At 73.2% G+C, this 17,792-nt stretch carries 17 protein-coding genes and 1 pseudogene; 9 read left to right on the top strand and 9 right to left on the bottom strand.

Features of this window, described 5'->3' with window-relative positions:
* Positions 1 to 3 precede the first annotated feature (3 nt).
* On the bottom strand, positions 4 to 162 hold the full coding sequence (locus GT045_RS38950) for a hypothetical protein (protein WP_202516532.1): 159 nt from the start codon (positions 160 to 162) through the stop codon (positions 4 to 6).
* Positions 163 to 1,409: 1,247 nt separating this feature from the next.
* On the opposite strand from GT045_RS38950, the gene GT045_RS18685 reads away from it, so the two are divergent.
* Positions 1,410 to 2,057: a DedA family protein gene (locus GT045_RS18685; RefSeq protein ID WP_161334855.1), complete on the top strand. Its 648-nt coding sequence runs from the start codon at positions 1,410 to 1,412 to the stop codon at positions 2,055 to 2,057.
* Between the two features lie 129 nt (positions 2,058 to 2,186).
* Here GT045_RS18685 and GT045_RS18680 read toward each other — a convergent pair whose 3' ends face one another.
* The 3 genes and pseudogenes from GT045_RS18680 to GT045_RS18670 form a co-directional block, all read right to left on the bottom strand.
* Positions 2,187 to 3,821, bottom strand: coding sequence for an amidohydrolase (locus GT045_RS18680; protein ID WP_161333171.1), 1,635 nt, complete (start codon positions 3,819 to 3,821; stop codon positions 2,187 to 2,189).
* A 483-nt stretch (positions 3,822 to 4,304) separates the two neighbouring features.
* Positions 4,305 to 5,078 (bottom strand): TetR family transcriptional regulator C-terminal domain-containing protein, encoded by a 774-nt coding sequence (locus tag GT045_RS40730; protein WP_345942530.1) that lies wholly within the window; start codon positions 5,076 to 5,078, stop codon positions 4,305 to 4,307.
* Between the two features lie 15 nt (positions 5,079 to 5,093).
* Positions 5,094 to 5,336 (bottom strand): annotated as a pseudogene (locus tag GT045_RS18670) (TetR family transcriptional regulator); the annotation flags it as partial.
* A 91-nt stretch (positions 5,337 to 5,427) separates the two neighbouring features.
* Here GT045_RS18670 and GT045_RS18665 point away from each other — a divergent pair.
* From GT045_RS18665 to GT045_RS18650, 4 genes are all read left to right on the top strand, one after another.
* Positions 5,428 to 6,906 carry a cytosine permease gene (locus tag GT045_RS18665; protein WP_161333170.1) on the top strand — a complete coding sequence of 493 codons (1,479 nt, stop codon included), beginning with the start codon at positions 5,428 to 5,430 and terminating at the stop codon, positions 6,904 to 6,906.
* Between the two features lie 230 nt (positions 6,907 to 7,136).
* Positions 7,137 to 7,484, top strand: coding sequence for a VOC family protein (locus GT045_RS18660; RefSeq protein ID WP_161293369.1), 348 nt, complete (start codon positions 7,137 to 7,139; stop codon positions 7,482 to 7,484).
* A gap of 77 nt (positions 7,485 to 7,561) precedes the next feature.
* The gene (locus GT045_RS18655) at positions 7,562 to 7,921 is read left to right on the top strand and encodes a DUF779 domain-containing protein (RefSeq protein WP_161293367.1); all 360 of its coding nucleotides are present in this window, start codon (positions 7,562 to 7,564) and stop codon (positions 7,919 to 7,921) included.
* Between the two features lie 75 nt (positions 7,922 to 7,996).
* On the top strand, positions 7,997 to 9,250 hold the full coding sequence (locus GT045_RS18650) for a phosphodiester glycosidase family protein (protein ID WP_345942529.1): 1,254 nt from the start codon (positions 7,997 to 7,999) through the stop codon (positions 9,248 to 9,250).
* A gap of 12 nt (positions 9,251 to 9,262) precedes the next feature.
* Here GT045_RS18650 and GT045_RS18645 read toward each other — a convergent pair whose 3' ends face one another.
* From GT045_RS18645 to GT045_RS18625, 5 genes are all read right to left on the bottom strand, one after another.
* Positions 9,263 to 9,457: a hypothetical protein gene (locus GT045_RS18645; RefSeq protein WP_059247976.1), complete on the bottom strand. Its 195-nt coding sequence runs from the start codon at positions 9,455 to 9,457 to the stop codon at positions 9,263 to 9,265.
* Positions 9,458 to 9,653: 196 nt separating this feature from the next.
* A complete protein-coding gene (locus GT045_RS18640) occupies positions 9,654 to 10,730 on the bottom strand; it encodes an acyl-CoA dehydrogenase family protein (protein ID WP_161333169.1) in 1,077 nt (358 codons plus the stop codon).
* Positions 10,727 to 11,908 (bottom strand): acyl-CoA dehydrogenase family protein, encoded by a 1,182-nt coding sequence (locus tag GT045_RS18635; protein WP_161333168.1) that lies wholly within the window; start codon positions 11,906 to 11,908, stop codon positions 10,727 to 10,729. Before GT045_RS18635 ends, GT045_RS18640 begins: the two co-directional genes overlap by 4 nt.
* Positions 11,905 to 12,870: an NADPH:quinone oxidoreductase family protein gene (locus tag GT045_RS18630; protein WP_161293361.1), complete on the bottom strand. Its 966-nt coding sequence runs from the start codon at positions 12,868 to 12,870 to the stop codon at positions 11,905 to 11,907. The genes GT045_RS18635 and GT045_RS18630 overlap by 4 nt, the downstream gene beginning before the upstream one ends.
* A 369-nt stretch (positions 12,871 to 13,239) precedes the next feature.
* Positions 13,240 to 13,815 carry an XRE family transcriptional regulator gene (locus GT045_RS18625; RefSeq protein WP_161293358.1) on the bottom strand — a complete coding sequence of 192 codons (576 nt, stop codon included), beginning with the start codon at positions 13,813 to 13,815 and terminating at the stop codon, positions 13,240 to 13,242.
* A 150-nt stretch (positions 13,816 to 13,965) separates the two neighbouring features.
* Between GT045_RS18625 and GT045_RS18620 the strand changes: the two genes are divergently transcribed.
* From GT045_RS18620 to GT045_RS18605, 4 genes are all read left to right on the top strand, one after another.
* Positions 13,966 to 15,504, top strand: a complete 1,539-nt coding sequence (locus tag GT045_RS18620) for an ATP-dependent DNA ligase (RefSeq protein WP_161334854.1) — start codon at positions 13,966 to 13,968, stop codon at positions 15,502 to 15,504.
* Positions 15,501 to 15,974 carry an NUDIX domain-containing protein gene (locus tag GT045_RS18615; protein ID WP_161334853.1) on the top strand — a complete coding sequence of 158 codons (474 nt, stop codon included), beginning with the start codon at positions 15,501 to 15,503 and terminating at the stop codon, positions 15,972 to 15,974. The genes GT045_RS18620 and GT045_RS18615 overlap by 4 nt, the downstream gene beginning before the upstream one ends.
* Before the next feature lie 76 nt (positions 15,975 to 16,050).
* A complete protein-coding gene (locus GT045_RS18610; RefSeq protein ID WP_161334852.1) occupies positions 16,051 to 17,436 on the top strand; it encodes an NADP-dependent succinic semialdehyde dehydrogenase in 1,386 nt (461 codons plus the stop codon).
* A 26-nt stretch (positions 17,437 to 17,462) separates the two neighbouring features.
* Positions 17,463 to 17,696: a DUF6213 family protein gene (locus tag GT045_RS18605; RefSeq protein WP_345942688.1), complete on the top strand. Its 234-nt coding sequence runs from the start codon at positions 17,463 to 17,465 to the stop codon at positions 17,694 to 17,696.
* Positions 17,697 to 17,792 lie beyond the last annotated feature (96 nt).

Here is a 17,792-nt window from a genome sequence, read left to right as displayed (position 1 = left end):
CTCCTACTGCGGGACGTCACCGCGGGCGACGCCCGTGACGACGTCCCGCAGCCGTTCGACGTACAGCCGCAGGTTCTTGTGGGCGACGTCGGTGTCCGGGTAGCGGCTCGCGAACGACAGGCCCTCCGGGAGCCAGAAGCGCATCAGCTGGGAAGCCGCCATGGGACAGGCCCGCGTGCAATACGCCGAGGCGTACCGTGTCAGGCACTTCGAAGCGCAGGAAGCGGCGTGGCGCCACGCGACCCCGACTGGCCGAATACGTGAGCGCCGCACGCACACAAGTCGAGACCCCGCCTCCAGGCCAGACCAGACCAGAACTGAAACATGGATCATCTGGGCAGTAACCACCGTCGAGCGCCTCGACCCACTGAGCACGCCGCCCCGGATGCCCGAGATCCGCGAACCACGAGCCGACGACTGAAGCCCTTCCACGGGCACTGGAGCCCCTACGGCCCCTGACACAAACTGGGGCCCCACCTAGCCTCACGAACGACATCACGGGAAGCGAAGGGGGGTTCAGCATCGACGACGGCGGCTACGTGACTCACCCACGGGCATCCGGCATACCGCTTGGCCTGCCCGAGCAGGGCACAGCGCATCAACCCTCCAGCCGACAGAGCCCGCCCAGTTGCCTGGCGGGCCACGTCGTCCGTCATGGCTGCGATCGCAAATTCAGCGTCCTCTAGAACAGCGTAGGGAAGACAAACTGCATGACGAGCCGAACGCGTCACGCATGCACGCACAGTCACCTTCACGGTGATGCTTCACCGGAGCGCTCCGGTGAAGCTTCGTCTCACGGCTCTGGGCAGAGGCCCGCCAAGGATGCCCCCGGCAGGGCCTCGATCTATCACCGGCCCTGTCACACGTCTGTCACCAACTAAGTCGACGCCACCGGACCGCGAAGCCTTGACCTGCTACAACGCACACACCATGGACTGGCGTGGACGCCCATAGACGGCCTCTACAACCTGTGCCATGGCGTACCGCAGGACTCGCACGCCAACACCAGATCACGCAGCAAGATCCGGACCAGGTGCGGACCAACTCGGCCCAGCAGCAGACGATTCCACCCCTTGCCGCAGGTCATAGGCGACGGCGAGCGTGTACCACCAGCAGACGAAGAACCTGCTCTGCAGCTACTCCCCCAAGAAGCTCGGGTTCTTCTAGGAACGGTCCGTCGGGCACCCGGGGACGGCGTGGCTTGGAAGCAGGCGGCTCCGCGGGGGGGGGGGGCGGTGGTCACGGGCGGCGTAGGCGGCGGGGCTCACCGGCCGGAGACGGGGCCGCCGGACTGAGACGCCGGGCGGGGTTTTGCGTACAACCGGACGTCCGACCGGCGCGCACGGGGGCGCCGGTCGGGCGATGCTGGGGAGCGGACAGGTCTGCGAGGAGGCCAGGAGGCTCGGCCGGTGATAGCCGTCAACCCGCTGGACAGCGCCTCGGTGCTGGCCGCCTTCGGCGCGCTGGGTGTCCTGGTGGTGATCTTCGCCGAGTCGGGCCTGCTGGTCGTCGGCTTTTTCCTGCCCGGTGACACGCTGCTGTTCCCGGCCGGGGTGCTGTGCGCCGGCAGCGCGCAGCAGCCGCCGCGGCTGGCGTTGTGGCAGGTGCTGCTGTGCGCGGCCGTCGGAGCGGTGGCGGGCGGCCAGGTGGGGTATCTGATCGGGCGGCACGGCGGACGGGCGGTGCTGGCGCGTACGTCCAGTCACCGGGTGAGGGCCGCGGCGGGGCGCGCGGAAGGACTGCTGGCCCGCTACGGGCACGGGAAGGCGCTGGTGATCGGCCGGTTCGTACCGCTGCTGCGGTCGGTCCTGCACCCGGTGGCCGGCGCCCTGGGCGTGCCCGCGCGGGCCTTCACGATCTGGCAGACCGTCGGCGGTCTGCTGTGGTCGCAGGCGCTGGTCCTGGCCGGGTTCACCCTGGGCGCCTCGGTTCCGCACATCGACGACTACCTGCTGCCGCTGGTCGGCCTGGTCGTCGTCCTGTCGCTGCTGCCGCTCCTGCCGGAGGCCCGCCGCGCCCGCCGCGCCCGCCAGGAACGACGCGACTCATCGGACTGACCTCCGGCCGCCGCGATCGAGCCGCCCGGCACCTCCCCGCGGACCGCCACTCGAAGGCCGCCCGTACCCGCCCGCAGCACCGCGCCCGTCCTCCCCCCTCCTCCGGCCTCCTCCGACCGCGCCGTCCCGCTACAGCTGAGGTCCCCGGTGCGTGATCCGCCCCGACACCGCCGTGAGCAGCACCGGCAGCTCGGCCAGCCCGGTGTCGGGCACCCTCAGCGGGTCGTCGGCCAGCACGGTCAGGTCGGCGCGGTGGCCGACAGCAAGACGTCCGGCGTGGTCCTCCTCCCCCGCGGCCCAGGCGGCGTTGACGGTCATGCCCTGCAGCGCCTGGAGCGGGGTGAGGGCCTGGCCGGGGCCATGCGGCGGAAGGGAGAGGTCCGCGGGCCGGCGGTGCCGGGCGCCGGCCATGACCTGGAGCGGCGGGTACGGCGCGATGGGCCAGTCGGAGCCGAGGACGACCCGTGCCCCGGCCTCCCACAGGTCACGGCAGCGGAAGGCGCGCCCCGCCCGCTCCTCGCCGAGCCGGCGCGACCAGTTGTCGGTGTGGTCCGCCCGGGTGAACTCGCAGCAGTGGGTGGGCTGCATCGAGGCGGCGACGCCGAGTGGCGCGAAGCGTCGTACGGTGTCGTCGGGCACGGTCTCGATGTGCTCGACCCGGTGCCGGACGACGCCCGGACCGTCCGCCCCGCCACTGTCGGCCTGGGCCATTTCCACGGCGTCGAGTACGTGCCGCACAGCCGCGTCGCCGATGGCGTGGGTCGCCGTGGGAACACCGGCGCGGTGGAGTGCCGCGATCACCTGGGTGTAGCGGAGCGGGTCGGGCCAGTGAGCGTGGCCGGACTCGCCGTGGCAGTCGGGGGTCTCGAGCCAGGCGGTGCCGTTGTCGATGGTGCCGTCCATGAAGAGCTTCACGCCCGCCACCCGCCACAGGGTGCCGCCGGTGCCCTGCGCACGGACGAGACCGGCGACGGCGTCGTCGTCCGCCTCGGGCCGGCACCAGGGAGCGATCCGCAGACGCAGGGGCAGGGCGCCTTCGGCCTCCAGGGCGGCGTAGACGGCGAGGCTGTCCCCGTTAGCGTCCATGGCGTGGCCGCCGGTGAGTCCGGAGGCGGCCATGGCGGCCAGCACCTCGGCGGCACGGCTGCGGATCTCGGCGTCGGTGGGCCGGGGGGCGACCGCCTCGACGAGTTCGCAGGCCGCGTCCTCCAGCAGCAGGCCGGTGGGCCGGCCGGCGTCGTCGCAGACGATCTCCGAGCCCTGACCGAAGGTGCGCGGGCCGTCGATGCCCGCCAGTTCCAGCGCGCGGTCGCTGGCCAGCGCCGAGTGCGCGTCGAACAGGTCGACGAGGGCGGGCACCCCGTCGAGGACGGGGCCGAGGGCCGCGCTGCCGACGGGTGCGGTGCCGAAGACGTTGGGGTCCAGGCCCCAGCCGCGTACCCAGGCGCCGGGCCGCAGTTCCCGCACCGCCGCGGCGAGCGCGGCCCGTACGGCGTCCAGGTCGCGGCAGGTGGACAGGTCGACACCCATGGTGCGTTCGGCGCCGGAGACCGGGTGCAGGTGCCCGTCGGTGAACCCCGCGCTGACCACCGCTCCACGCAGGTCGACGACGGTGGTGCGGGACCCGGCGAGGGCCCGGGCGTCCCGGTCGTCACCGAGGAAGCTGATCCGCCCCCGTTCCGCGGCGAGCGCGGTGTGCGGGAGGAACCGGCCCGTACCGGGGTCGAGCAGCCGGGCGGAGAGCAGGACGAGATCGGCGGCCACGGGGGCTCCTTCGCTCATGAGGGGGGCAGGCGTCAATGACGGAGGGGGCGGCAGGGGTGAGGCGGGCGACAGGGGGATCAGGCCGAATGCAGTCGGCACGGGGATCTGGCGGACGGCAGGCGGCGCGGGGGTCTGGCGGACGGCAGGACGGGCGGCGCGGGGGTCTGGCGGACGGCAAGGGGGGTGATGCACGCGTGAGACGGGCGCGGGAGTCGGACGGGGGCGGGAGCAAACGTGGGCCAGGGGTAGCGGAGGCCGGCCAACGCGGCCGAGGTCGACGGGGTCAAAGGTGGGTGGAGGCGGGTGGAGGCGGTAGCGGGCAGCCCCCGTAACGCGCAGTCAGCCGTCAGACGGGGGTCGGCCGTCAGGCGGGGGCCAGCCGCTGGACACAGGTCAGCCGGTGGACACAGGTCAGCTGGTGGGCACAAGTCAGCCGGTGGGCACAAGTCAGCCGTTAGACACAGGTCAGCTGGTGGGCACGGGTCAGCCGGTGGGGTGGTCCAGCGTGCCGGGTGGCAGGCCGAGTTCGCGTTCCGCAGTCGTGACCGGCATACGGAGCACCGCGGCCGGTCGCTGCGGAGTCGCGGTGTTCGCGTGGACGCCCAGGCCGTCGAGGACGACCAGGATCTGGATGGCGGTGGCCCGCGGATCGTCCGTGCCGAACTCGCCGGTGGTCACTCCGTCCCGGATCAGCGCTTCGAGCCGGTCGCGCCAGGCGGTCTCCTGCTCGGCGACGCGGTCCCGGAGCACGGGCCGGTAACGGCTGAGGTGGCGGGCGTTGATCCACAGCCGGCTGATCGCGTCGTACTCCTCTCCCGAGGTACGGGCGAGGAATCGCGCCAGACGTCGGGTGGGCGTACCCGCGAGCGAGGCGGCCGGCACCGGGCGGTCGAGTTCCTCCGCCCCGGCGCGGCCGGCCGGCGACCGGTTGCCGAACTCGCGCACCTCGCCGAGGCCGGCCGACGGCTCGCCGTCGAACTCGCCCGGCCCCCCTCGGCCCGCCGCAGACCGACCGCCGAAGCCCCGGCCTCCGGCGCGCTCGGCCAACGGCTCACCGTCAGACTCTCCGCCCCCAGCACGCCCGACCGACGGCTCACCCTCAGGCCCCCCGACCCCAGCACGCCCGACCGACGGCTCACCCTCAAACCCCCCGACCCCAGCACGCCCGACCGACGACTCACCCTCCGGCTCCCCGACCCCAGCACGCCCGACCGACGACTCACCCTCCGGCTCCCCCGCCTCGCCGCTCTCACCGATCTCACCAAGCTCGCCCGGCAGTAGCCGGTCCAGCTCACCGGTCGCGGCGCTGCCGAACGCCTCGGCGACGAGGTCCTCGGCCGATGGGAAGTAGTGGCTGATCAGCCCGGGGCGGACGGCGAGATCCTCGGCGATCCGGCGCAGGGTGACGCACTCCAGTCCCTCGGCGAGGGCGACAGCCGCCGCGGCCCCGACGATCTCGGCCCGCCGGGCGGCGGGGTCCTTGCGGATCCGCTTGCGCTGAACGCTTGACGACATGTCGGCGATGCTATTGAGTGTGCGACCAATAAGCAACTGGTCACCTGCCCAATAAGCGACCAGGCCGATCCCACCGCTTCCGGAGGGCCCCATGGCGTCCACGCTCCCCGACCCGCACCCCGGCCCGCGGCCCACACCTCTCGACGGCACCACCGACGGCACCACCGCATACCGGGACACCGGGCATACCGGGCACACCGGGCACACCGGCGGCGTCGAGGCGCACGGCATCGACCACATCCCGGATTCCGAACGCCGCGGGCGCCCGGGCGAGCTGTTCTCCGTGTGGGCCGCCGCGAACGTCAACTACCTGAGCCTGGTCGTGGGCGGCAGCCTGGTGCTGATGGGGCTGACCCTGTGGCAGGCCCTCGCGGTGATCGTCGTCGGCAATCTGTTCTGGCTGCTCACCGGCCTGCTGGCGGTCCCGGGCCCGGTGGCGGGCGCGCCGAGCGAGGTCGTCACCCGGGCCATGTACGGGGTGCGCGGGAACCGGGTGAACAACGCGGTGACCGGCTGGCTCATCTCCGTGTGCTACTTCGCGCTGAACCTGGCCGCCGCGGCGACCGCGGCCTTCGCCCTGGTGGACAGGGCCGGACTGCCGGTGAACACCGGGGTGAAGGCCGCGGTGGTGGTGCTCGTCGCCACCGTCACGCTCGCCATCAGCGTCTACGGCCATGCCGCGATCGTCCGGCTCTACCTGCCCGTCACCCTGGTCCTGACGGCGGTGTTCGCCGCGGTGGGGGTGGTGGTGCTGCGGCACACGGACGTCGGATACGTCCCCGAGCGGCCGCTGACGGGCACCGCCCTGTGGGCGACGCTGCCGGCCGGTGTCGCCCTCATCGCCTCGGGGCCGCTCTCCTACACCACGAGCGCGGACTTCTCCCGCTATCTGCCCCGCAGCACGCCCGCGAGGGCGGTGGCGGGCTGGACTGCGTTCGGCGGCTTCGTGTCGAGCGTCCTGGTGTGCGGGCTCGGCGCGTGTGCGGCGACCGCCGTCGACATGAACGACCCGGAGTCCTCGCTCCAGCCGCTGCTGCCCGGCTGGTTCCGTCCGGTCTTCCTGCTCGCGCTGGTCCTCGGCACGGTCGCGCTGAACGCGCTGACGGCCTACAGCGCCGGTCTCGCCCTGCAGGCGGTCGGCCTGCGCATCCGGCGCTCGCTCAGCGTCCTCGTCGACGGCGCCGTGTCGGTCTCCCTGACCTTGTACGCGCTGCTCGTCTCGGACTTCCTCGGCACCGTCGGCGACGTGCTCCAGCTGACCGTGCTCCTGCTCGGCCCGAGCACGGCCGTCTACGCCACGGACATCCTGCTGCGCCGCAACCGCTACGACGGCCCCGCCCTCGCCGACGAGTCCCCTGCCGGGCCCTTCTGGTACACCGGCGGAGTCAACTGGTCCGGGGCGCTGGCCCTCGGGGCGGGTGTGGCCGCCTCCGCGCTGTGCGTCGACACCGCCTACACCGGCCCCGTGGCCGCCGCCCTGGGCGGCGTCGACCTGGCCCTGCCCGCCGGGATGGCGGTGGCTTCGGCGCTGTACGCCCTGCTGATGCGACACGTCCGCGACACCGCCTGACCAGGTTCCCCCCCGGCCCCGCACCGGAGCGGCCCGCCACACCGGCCGAGCACCCCGACCGACCCCGCACCCCGGTCCGGCACCCGACCGCTTCGGCACCCGACCGACCCGCCACACCGGCCGAGCACCCGGGCGGGCCGGCATCCCGACCGAGCCCGACCGGAGCGGTGACGCGTACGCCTGACTACGCTGACCCCTCGTCAGAGCCGACGACCAGGGGGAGCCCGATCATGTCCGTACGCCGTGTCGTGCCCAACATCCAGTCGACCGTCCTGCCCGAAAGCGCGGAGTTCTACGGCGTCCTGGGCCTGGAGCAGGTCATGGACCACGGGTGGATCAGGACGCTCGCCTCCACCGGGAACCCGGCCGTCCAGCTGAGCCTCATGAGTGAGGATCTGACCGCTCCGGTGGCCCCGGACCTGAGCATCGAGGTCGAGGACGTCGACGCGGCCTACGCGGCGATGCGGGAGCGCGGCGCGGAGATCGTGCACCCGCTGACCGACGAGGAGTGGGGAGTGCGGCGGTTCTTCGTCCGGGACCCGGGCGGCCGGGTCGTCAACGTGCTCGGCCACCGGTGAACGACGCCTTCTGGACGCGCTGCTGACCGACCGTGAGACTGGACCGGTCGGCACCCCGGCCGTCCAGGAGGGCGAAGATGGACGAGGAGACCCCGCGCGTCGAACTCACCCCGTCGGCGGCGGACCTGGTGCGCCGTCTGCGAACCGAACACGGCCCGCTGATGTTCCACCAGTCCGGCGGCTGCTGCGACGGCAGCGCCCCCATGTGCTACCCCGACGGCGAGTTCCGCACCGGCGGCTCGGACGTGCTGCTGGCGGAGCTGGCGGTGGAGGGCGTGCCGGAGCCCGTCACGTTCTGGATGTCGCGCAGCCAGTACGAGCTGTGGAGCCACACCCGGCTGATCGTGGACGTCGTGCCGGGACGGGGCAGCGGTTTCTCGCTGGAGGCACCCGACGGGGTGCGTTTTCTCACCCGTTCTCGCGTCGTCGACGCCTAGTCGGCCCTGCGGCTCCCTGAGTCTGGTGCACTGCCCCTGCACACAGGAGCAGTTGACGAGACGTCAGGGGACACGGTGACCAGACGCGGCAGACGTTCGGCGGCGGGCCGAACGGTTCTCACGGTTGTCACGGCGTTCGTCGTGCTGTCCGGCGCGACTCCGGCGGGTGCGGCACCGACGGGTGCGGCACCCGCCGGTGCCGCGTCCGCGGGCAAGCGGATCGCACCGGGCGTCACCTACCGGCAGTTCGACATCGAGACGGCCGGGGGGACGGCCCGTGCCCACCTGCTCACGGTGGACCTGGCCGATCCGCACGTCCGTGTCGACCTGCTCCACCCGGGCGTGGTGGCGGCCCGCGCGACCGTCTCCCGGCTGGCGGACTCGGCCGGGGCGGTCGCCGGGGTGAACGGGGACTTCTTCGACATCACCGAGACGCAGCACCCGGGTGTGGAGGCCACCGGCGCGGCCGTCGGACCCGCCGTGGCGGCCGGCCAGGCGCTCAAGGCGGCGGTGCCGAAGGGCCAGCGGTTCGGGCCGGCGCTGCCTCCGGGCACGAACACCCTGGAGGTCTTCGGTGTGGGCACCGACCGGCGGGCCAGGCTCGACCGCCTCTCCCTGACCGGCACCGTCGGCACACCGCAGGGCCGGCTGCCCCTGAAGGGCCTCAACCAGTACGCCCTGCCGGTGAACTCGGTCGGCGCCTTCACCGCGCGCTGGGGCAGCGCCTCACGGGTGCGCGCCGTCTGCGGCACCGACACCCAGCGGTCGGCGCCGTGCAGCGACGACACCTACGAGGTGAAGGTGCGCGGGGGCCGGGTGGTGTCCGCCTCGGACGCCCCGGGCAGCGGCACGATCCCCGCCGACACCACGGTGCTGCTGGGCCGTGAGGACGGCGCACGGCAGCTGCGCGGGCTGTCGGTCGGCGACCCGGTGGATATCACGCACTCCCTGGTGGCGGCCTCGTCCAAGGTGCCGTACGCGTTCGCGATCGGCGGCTTTCCGGTACTGCGGGGCGGCACCCCGCTGTCCGGTCTGAACGACGTCACCTCGGCCGTGCGCACGGTCGTGGGCACCAAGGACGACGGGCGGCGACTGCTGCTCCTGGCGCTGGACGGCGCCGCCGCCTACCGCTCCGGCCTGACCGTCGCGGAGGAGGCGGACACCATGCGGTCGCTGGGCGCCACCGACGCCTTCAACCTGGACGGCGGCGGCTCCACGGAGATGGTCACCCGTGGCACGGACGAGACCACGGTGACCGTGCGCAACCACCCGAGCGGCGGCGCCGAGCGCCCCGTGCCCAACGGCATCGGCGTCTTCTCGGCGGCCTGAGCGCCGGCCGGGTCAGGGCCGCAGGCTGCTCACCAGGTCCGCGGTCGCGGTGAGCCCGCTGTGGATGGTGGGCGCCATGCTCGTGCTGGCCAGATAGAAACCCAGCAGCATGCAGACCAGGGCGTGGGAGACCTTCAGCGCGCCGTTGCGCATGAAGATCACGGCCAGGATCAGGAGCAGCAGCACCACAGAGATGGAAATCGCCATCGGAACCCCTTCCGCCACGCCCCATGTGCGGCGTTCGGCCGCAAGTGTGGCGTAGCGGAGGCTTCGTCCGGGCGGCTGACATGTCCTCCGATCGTGTGGTGTCACGCGGAGGGGTGGGCGTCGAGGAAGGGCTCCGGGCGGGCCCGCTGGGGGTGAGCGCGTCCCGCCCCCGCCCGGACCGGCCCGGTGTCCGGGGTCAGGGCGCCTGGAGATCGACCAGTTCCGCCAGCGCCGAGCGGTGCGCGCCGGCCGTGCCGTACGCGATCGAGTCGGCCTTGGCCCGCTTCAGGTACAGGTGGACCGGGTGTTCCCAGGTCATGCCGAGCCCGCCGTGCAGTTGCAGCGCCTCCTCGGTGGCGTGGACGGCGACGGGTGCCGCGTAGGCCTGCGCGACGGCCACCGAGACGTCGGTGTCCTCGCCACAGGCCAGCGCGTCGGCGGCGGCACGGGCGGCGGCCCGCAGGTGGACGACCTCCAGCCACAGCTGGGCGAGCCGGTGCTTGAGTGCCTGGAAGCCGCCGACCGGCCGGTTGAACTGCTTGCGCTCCTTCAGGTACCGGACCGTCTCGGTCAGCGCCCAGTCGGCCACGCCGAGCTGCTCGGAGGCGAGCAGTCCGGCGGCGGCCCGCAGGGCGCGGCGTACGGCGGGAGCGGCGTCGCCCAGCCGTCGGGCGCCACGCACCCCGTCCAGGGTGACGCGGGCGAGCGGCCGGGTGAGGTCGAGGGACACCTGCGGGGTGATCGTCGCGGCGGAGGCCGGTACCGCGTACAGACCGCCGTCGTCGGCGGGCACCAGCAGCACGTCGGCGATCGCCGCGTCGGCGATGCCGGTCAGCTCGCCGTGCAGCGCGCCGTCCTCCACCCGTACGGCCGGGCAGCCGGCCCCCGGGGCGGTGTGCAGACCGACGGCGAGGACCCCGATCGTCGTCGCCGACGCCAGCTCGGCGAGCAGGTCGTCCGCCCCGCACTCCAGCAGAGCCTCGGTGGCGACGACGGCGCTCGACAGGTAGGGCACGGGTGCCACGGCGCGGCCCAGCTCCTCCAGCACCACGGCGGCCTCGCGATGGCCGGCGCCCTGGCCGCCCAGTTCCTCGGGCACCAGCAGGCCGGCCAGGCCCATGCCGCCGGCGAGCGACTTCCACAGCGGCATGTCGTGCGGGGCGTCCGTCTCGGTGCGGGCGATGACGCCGGCCGGGGCGCAGTGGTCCGTGAGCAGGTCGCGGACGGCGGCCCGCAGCGCCTCTTCCTCCTCGGAGTACAGGAGATCGGTCATCGGGCCAGGTCCTTCCAGGCGACGTCCTTGTCGGTGCGCGGCTCGGCGGGCAGCCCCAGTACGCGCTCGGCGACGATGTTCAGCAGCACCTCGCTGGTACCGCCCTCGATGCTGTTGCCCTTGGAGCGCAGGTAGCGGTAGCCGGCGTCGCGGCCGGTGAAGTCGACGAGTTCGGGGCGGCGCATGGTCCAGTCGTCGTACGACAGCCCCTCCTCGCCGCGCAGCTCCACCTCCAGGCCGCTGATCTCCTGGTTGAGGCGGGCGAAGGCGAGCTTCATGCCGGATCCCTCGGGGCCGGGCTGTCCGGCGACGAGCTGCTGGCGCAGCCGCTCGCCGGTGAACCGGGCCACCTCCGCCTCGACCCAGAGCTTGAGCAGCCGCTGGTGCAGCTCGTGGGTGCGCAGTCCGGGGCGTTCGCGCCAGGTCTTCGCGACCGGACCGATCATGCCGCCCTCGCGGGGCAGGGCCATGCCGCCGATGGAGACGCGCTCGTTCATCAGGGTGGTCTGCGCGACCCGCCAGCCGTCGCCGACCTCGCCGAGGCGGTGGCTGTCGGGGATGCGGACGTCGGTGAGGAAGACCTCGTTGAACTCGGCCTCGCCGGTGATCTGGCGCAGCGGCCGGACCTCGACGCCCGGATCGGTCATGTCGCAGACGAAGTAGGTGATGCCCTGGTGCTTGGGCACGGTCGGGTCGGTGCGGGCGATGAGGATGGCCCAGCGGGCGAGGTGGGCGCTGGAGGTCCACACCTTCTGCCCGTTGACGACCCAGTCGTCACCTTCCCGGACGGCCCGGGTGCCGAGCGCGGCCAGGTCGGAGCCGGCGCCGGGTTCGCTGAAGAGCTGGCACCAGACCTCCTCACCGGTCCACAGGGGTCGCAGGAAGCGCCGCTTCTGCTCCTCGGTGCCGTACTTGAGGATCGTCGGCGCGGCCATGCCGAGGCCGATGCCGATGCGCCGGGGGTCGTTGTCGGGGGCGCCGGCGGCCTGGAGCTCGGCGTCCACCACGCCCTGGAGGGAGCGCGGGGCGCCCAGTCCGCCGAGGCCCTCGGGGTAGTGCACCCAGGCGAGGCCGGCGTCGAAGCGGGCGCGCAGGAAGTCCAGGCGGCCGGTGTCGGCCGGCGGGTGGGCGGCCAGCAACTCCCTGGTGCGGCGCGTCAGTTCCGCGGCGTCGGTCATGCCGCCCCCTCCCCCACCACGGCGATCCGGCCGGTGGACCGGCCGTCCGCGACCCGCTGCACGGCCCGTGCGGCCTCGCTCAGCGGGACCCGCTCGCTGACCAGCGGCTTGACGGCGCCCCGGGCGGCCAGCCCGGTGAGCTGCTCGTGGCAGTGCTGGACCAGCTTGGGGTTCTGGGTGTTGTACAGGCCCCAGTGCAGGCCGAGGATCGAGTAGTTCTTCACCAGGGCGTGGTTGAGCGCGGGGCTCGGGACCGTGCCGCTGGCGAAGCCGACGATCACGATCCGGCCCTCGAAGGCGGCCAGCTTGGCCGACTGCGCGTAGGCCTCGCCGCCGACGGGGTCGTAGATCACGTCCGCGCCCCGGCCGCCGGTGGCCTCCTTCACTGCGCCGACGACGTCCTCGGCACGCCGGTCGACGACCACGTCACAGCCCAGCTCACGGGCGACGGCGGCCTTGTCCGCACCGCCCACGACACCGATCACCGTGGCGCCGGCGGCCTTGCCGAGCTGCACGGCGGCACTGCCCACACCGCCGGCGGCGGCGTGCACGAGCAGGGTCTCCCCCGCCTCCAGGCGGGCGCGGCGGTGCAGACCGAACCAGCCGGTCTGGTAGCCGATGTGCAGCGCGGCGGCCTCGGCGTCGTCCAGCGACTCGGGGGCGGGCAGCAGGGCGCCGGCGTCGGCGAGGACGTACTCGGCGAAACCGCCGTGGGGCAGCGCCGGGTTGGCGATCACCCGGCGGCCGTCCTCGGTCTCGCCGCAGATCTCCACGCCGGGTGTGAACGGCAGCGGCGGGCGCACCTGGTACTGGCCCCGGCACAGCAGGGCGTCCGGGAAGTTGACGTTGGCGGCGCGCACCCGCAGCAGCACCTGGCCGTCGCCGGGGGTGGGGCGCTCCACCTCCGCCAGGCGCATCACCTCGCCGGGCTCGCCGTTCTCGTGCACTTGCCATGCCTGCATGCGGGGCCTCCACGGGACTGCTTTGTCTGACCGGGTCCGATCGCATACTAAGCGGTCGCTTGCCGATCAGGGAACAGTTCACCGGTCTCACTTGCCGGCGGTGGCCGCGACCGCACGTGAGATCAGGGAACGGTCCGCCGGTCTCACTTACCGGCCGCGGGCCGCACCCGCACGTGAGATCAGGAACGGTCCGCCGGTCTCACTTACCGGCCGCGGGCCGCGCCCGCACGTGAGGTCAGGGAACAGTCCACCGGTCTCACTTACCGACCGCGGGCCGCGCCCGCACGTGAGGTCAGGGAACAGTCCACCGGTCTCACTTGCCGGCGGTGGCCGCGACCGCACGTGAGATCAGGGAACAGTCCACCGGTCTCACTTACCGGCGGTGGGCCGCGCCCGCACGTGCATCCGCTCCCCTTGCGGTCCGAACAGGCTCAGGAACTCCACCGGTCCGTCGCCCGCCGAGCCGAACCAGTGCGGCACGCGCGTGTCGAACTCGGCGGCCTCACCCGCCGACAGCACGACGTCGTGCCGGCCGAGCACCAGCCGCAGCCGGCCGGCCAGCACGTACAGCCACTCGTACCCCTCGTGGCTGCGCGGGTCGGGTTCGGCCGTCCGCTGCGGCTCGACCACCTTGTACGCCTGGAGTCCGCCCGGCTGCCGCGTCAGCGGATACATGGTCCGCCCGTGCCGCACGATCGGCTTGGCCCGCACCCTCGGGTCGCCGACCGGCGGGGCGCCGACCAGTTCGTCCAGCGGCACCTGGTGGGCCTGGGCGATCGGCAGCAGCAGTTCGAGGCTGGGCTTGCGCAGACCGGACTCCAGCCGCGAGAGCGTGCTCACGGAGATGCCGGTGGCCTCGGACAGCGCGGACAGGGTCACCTCCCGCTCCTTGCGGATCCTGCGCAGCCGCGGCCCCACTTCGGACAGTACGTCGTCTGTGCTCATGCCCCCATTGCAGAAACAGCAATCCGTTTTGTCAATACAGCACCTTCGGAGCGGGAGGTGCAACCGCGCGGCCTGCGGCGACGCCCCCGGCCAGGACGACGCGCTCCCGGGAACCACGCATCCGGCGGGGCGCTGAGGCACCATGGCTGCATGCTGCTGACCCGGCTCGCCCAGGTGTCCCGGGAGGTGGCCGCCACGGCGGCCCGGTCCCGCAAGACCGAACTGCTCGCGGAGCTGTTCCGGGAGGCGGAGGCGGACGACGTCCCGGTCGTCATCCCCTACCTCGCCGGACGGCTGCCGCAGGGCCGGCTCGGCGTCGGGTGGAAGGTGCTCGGCCGGCCGGTGCCGCCCGCGGCCGAGCCCTCCCTGACCGTGCGCGACGTCGACGCCCGGCTCACCGGGCTGGGTGAGGTCTCCGGGCCCGGCTCCCAGGCGGAGCGGGCCCGGATCGTCGGCGAGCTGATGGGCGCGGCCACCGAGGACGAGCAGCGCTTCCTGCTCGGCCTGCTCACCGGGGAGGTGCGCCAGGGCGCCCTGGACGCGGTCGCGGTGGAGGGCCTCGCACGGGCGACCGGCGCGGACCCGGCGGACGTGCGGCGGGCCGTGATGCTCGCCGGGTCGCTGCAGACGGTGGCCCAGGCGCTGCTCGGCGAGGGTCCCGCGGCGCTGGAGCGGTTCCGGCTCACGGTGGGCCGCCCGGTGCTGCCCATGCTGGCGCACAGCGCGTCGTCGGTCGCCGAGGCGGTGGAGAAGCTGGGCGACTGCGCGGTGGAGGAGAAACTGGACGGCATCCGGGTCCAGGTGCACCGGGAGGGCGACAGCGTCCGGGTGCACACCCGCACCCTGGACGACATCACCGACCGGCTGCCCGAAGTGACCTCCGTCGCGCTGGGGTTGCCGGCCGAGCGGTTCATCCTGGACGGGGAGGTGATCTCCTTCGACGCGGCGGGCCGGCCCCGGTCCTTCCAGGAGACCGCGGGCCGGGTCGGCTCACGCACCGACGTGGCCAGGGCCGCCGAGGGCACGCCGGTCGCCCCCGTCTTCTTCGACGCCCTCTCGGTCGACGGCCGTGACCTGCTCGACCTGCCGTTCGCCGAACGGCACGCGGAGCTGGCCCGGCTGGTCCCCGAGCCGATGCGGGTGCGGCGCGCGCTGGTCTCGGGGCCGCAGGACATCCCGGAGGCGGAGCGGTTCCTCGCCGACACCCTGGCCCGCGGCCACGAGGGCGTGGTGGTCAAGGGGCTCGACGCGGCCTACAGCGCGGGGCGGCGCGGTGCCGCCTGGCTGAAGGTCAAGCCCGTCCACACCCTCGACCTGGTGGTGCTGGCCGCCGAGTGGGGCCACGGCCGGCGCACCGGCAAGCTCTCCAACCTCCACCTGGGGGCCCGCAACCCGGACGGCACCTTCGCCATGCTCGGCAAGACGTTCAAGGGCATGACGGACGCGATGCTCACCTGGCAGACCGAGCGGCTGCGGGAACTGGCGGCCGAGGAGCACGGGTGGGGCGTCCGGGTCCGCCCCGAACTCGTCGTGGAGATCGCCTACGACGGCCTCCAGCGCTCCTCGCGCTACCCGGCCGGCGTCACCCTCCGGTTCGCCCGCGTGGTCCGCTACCGCGAGGACAAGCGGCCCGTGGAGGCCGATACCGTGGAGGCTCTGCTGGCAGCCCACCCGGAGGTCAGGCCGTGACGGTGCGGACCACGAAGCGCAGTGCGGGACTGTTGTTGTTCCGGCACACCGATGAGGGACTGGAAGTATTGCTCGGCCATATGGGCGGCCCCTTCTTCGCGAAGAAGGACGCGGGGGCCTGGACCGTGCCCAAGGGCGAGTACGAGGCGGACGAGCCGGCCTGGGAGGCGGCCCGGCGGGAGTTCCAGGAGGAGCTGGGCCTGGCCCCGCCCGACGGCGAGGCCGTACCCCTCGGCGAGGTCGTACAGGCGAACGGCAAGATCGTCACGGCGTGGGCGGTGGAGGCGGACCTCGATCCGGAGACGATCGAGCCGGGCACCTTCACCATGGAGTGGCCGCCGCGGTCCGGCCGCACGCAGGAGTTCCCGGAGCTGGACCGGGTGGCGTGGTTCGCTCCGGAGCGGGCCCGTGCGGTGATCATCACGGCGCAGGCCGCGTTTCTCGACCGGCTGGCGGAGCACTCGGGCTGAACAGGGGCCTTTCGCGTTGCGACGGGCGCGGGCGCGCGCGAAGGTCGAGACAAGCCCGCTCCCAGGGAGGTCAGCCATGCCCATCGCGACGGTGAACCCGGCGAACGGCGAGACACTCAAGACGTACGAGCCCATGGGCGAGGAGGAGCTGGAACGCCGGCTCCAGCTCGCCGAGGCCACGTTCCGCACGTACCGCACGACCTCCTTCGCCGATCGCGCCCGGCTGCTGGGCAAGGCGGCCGACCTGCTGGAGGAGGACCAGGAGGAGATCGGCCGGGTGATGACCACCGAGATGGGCAAGCCGGTCAAGCAGGCCCGCGCCGAGGCCGCCAAGTGCGCCAAGGCGATGCGCTGGTACGCCGGCAACGCCGAGCGCCTGCTCGCGGACGAGGAGCCCGCCGAGGCGGACGTCCATGACTCCGGTGCCTCCCGGGTGCGGGTGCGGTACCGCCCGCTGGGCCCGGTCCTCGCGGTGATGCCGTGGAACTTCCCGCTCTGGCAGGTGATCCGGTTCGCCGCGCCCGCCCTGATGGCGGGCAACGTCGGCCTGCTCAAGCACGCCTCCAACGTCCCCCAGACCGCCCTGTACCTGGAGGATCTCTTCCACCGGGCGGGCTTCCCGGAGGGCTGCTTCCAGACGCTGCTGATCGGCTCCGGCGCGGTGGACGACATCCTGCGCGACGAACGGGTGAAGGCCGCCACCCTGACCGGCAGCGAGCCGGCGGGCCGGGCGGTCGCCGCCACCTCCGGCGAAATGATCAAGAAGACGGTCCTGGAGCTGGGCGGCAGCGACCCCTACGTCGTCATGCCCTCCGCCGACCTGGACCGCGCGGCCGAGATCGCGGTGACCGCGCGGGTGCAGAACAACGGCCAGTCCTGCATCGCGGCCAAGCGGTTCATCGTCCACCGCGACGTGTACGACGCCTTCGCCGAGAGGTTCGTCGCGGGCATGCGGGCGCTCCGGCTCGGCGACCCGCTGGCGGAGGAGACCGAGGTCGGCCCGCTCGCCAGCGAGCAGGGCAGGAAGGACCTGGAGGAGCTGGTCGACGACGCCCGGCGCAGCGGGGCGCAGGTGCTGTGCGGCGGGGAGCGGCCGGACGGGCCCGGCTGGTACTACCCGCCGACCGTCCTGGCCGGCATCACCCGGGAGATGCGCATCCACCGCGAGGAGGCGTTCGGTCCGGTCGCCACGCTCTACCGGGCGGACGACCTGGACGAAGCGGTGCTGATCGCCAACGACACGCCGTTCGGACTGAGTTCCAACGTGTGGACGCGGGACGAGAGCGAGGTGGAGCGGTTCGCCCGGGACCTGGAGGCCGGTGCCGTGTACGTCAACGGCATGACCGCCTCCCATCCGGCGTTCCCGTTCGGCGGGGTGAAGCGGTCGGGGTACGGGCGTGAGCTGTCCGGGCACGGAATCCGGGAGTTCTGCAACATCACCACGGTTTGGCAGGGTGCGTGAGCGCTGCGCGGCTACCATCCCGTTTTGTGAACCGCGAAGTGACCCTGCCTCTGATCGTCGACGACCGCGGTGCCTTGCAGGTGGCGGCGGCCGACGTGAGTAAGTTGTTGCGGACCGTCGGTGCGCGGTGGCTGCATCTTGTCGAGGCCGGGGAGCAGAGGCTGGACGAGGACACGGTCGCCGCGTTGACCATCGAGCTGGCGAAGCTGGCGGACCGCATCGACGTCGCGTGCATCGCGCACAGCAGCGGGGCGCCGTAGTCCGCGCCCCTCGCGGGGCCCGGCGGCGGTCCGGCGCACCGGTCTCCGGGGCTCCGCGCCGCCCGCCCCGCCCTCTCCCGGTCGCCGGGCGGCGGT

Source organism: Streptomyces sp. SID486, from assembly GCF_009865385.1.
Taxonomy (GTDB): Bacteria; Actinomycetota; Actinomycetes; order Streptomycetales; family Streptomycetaceae; genus Streptomyces.
Note: the sequence above shows the minus strand (reverse complement) of the source record. Positions and strands in the feature narration are given on the sequence as shown.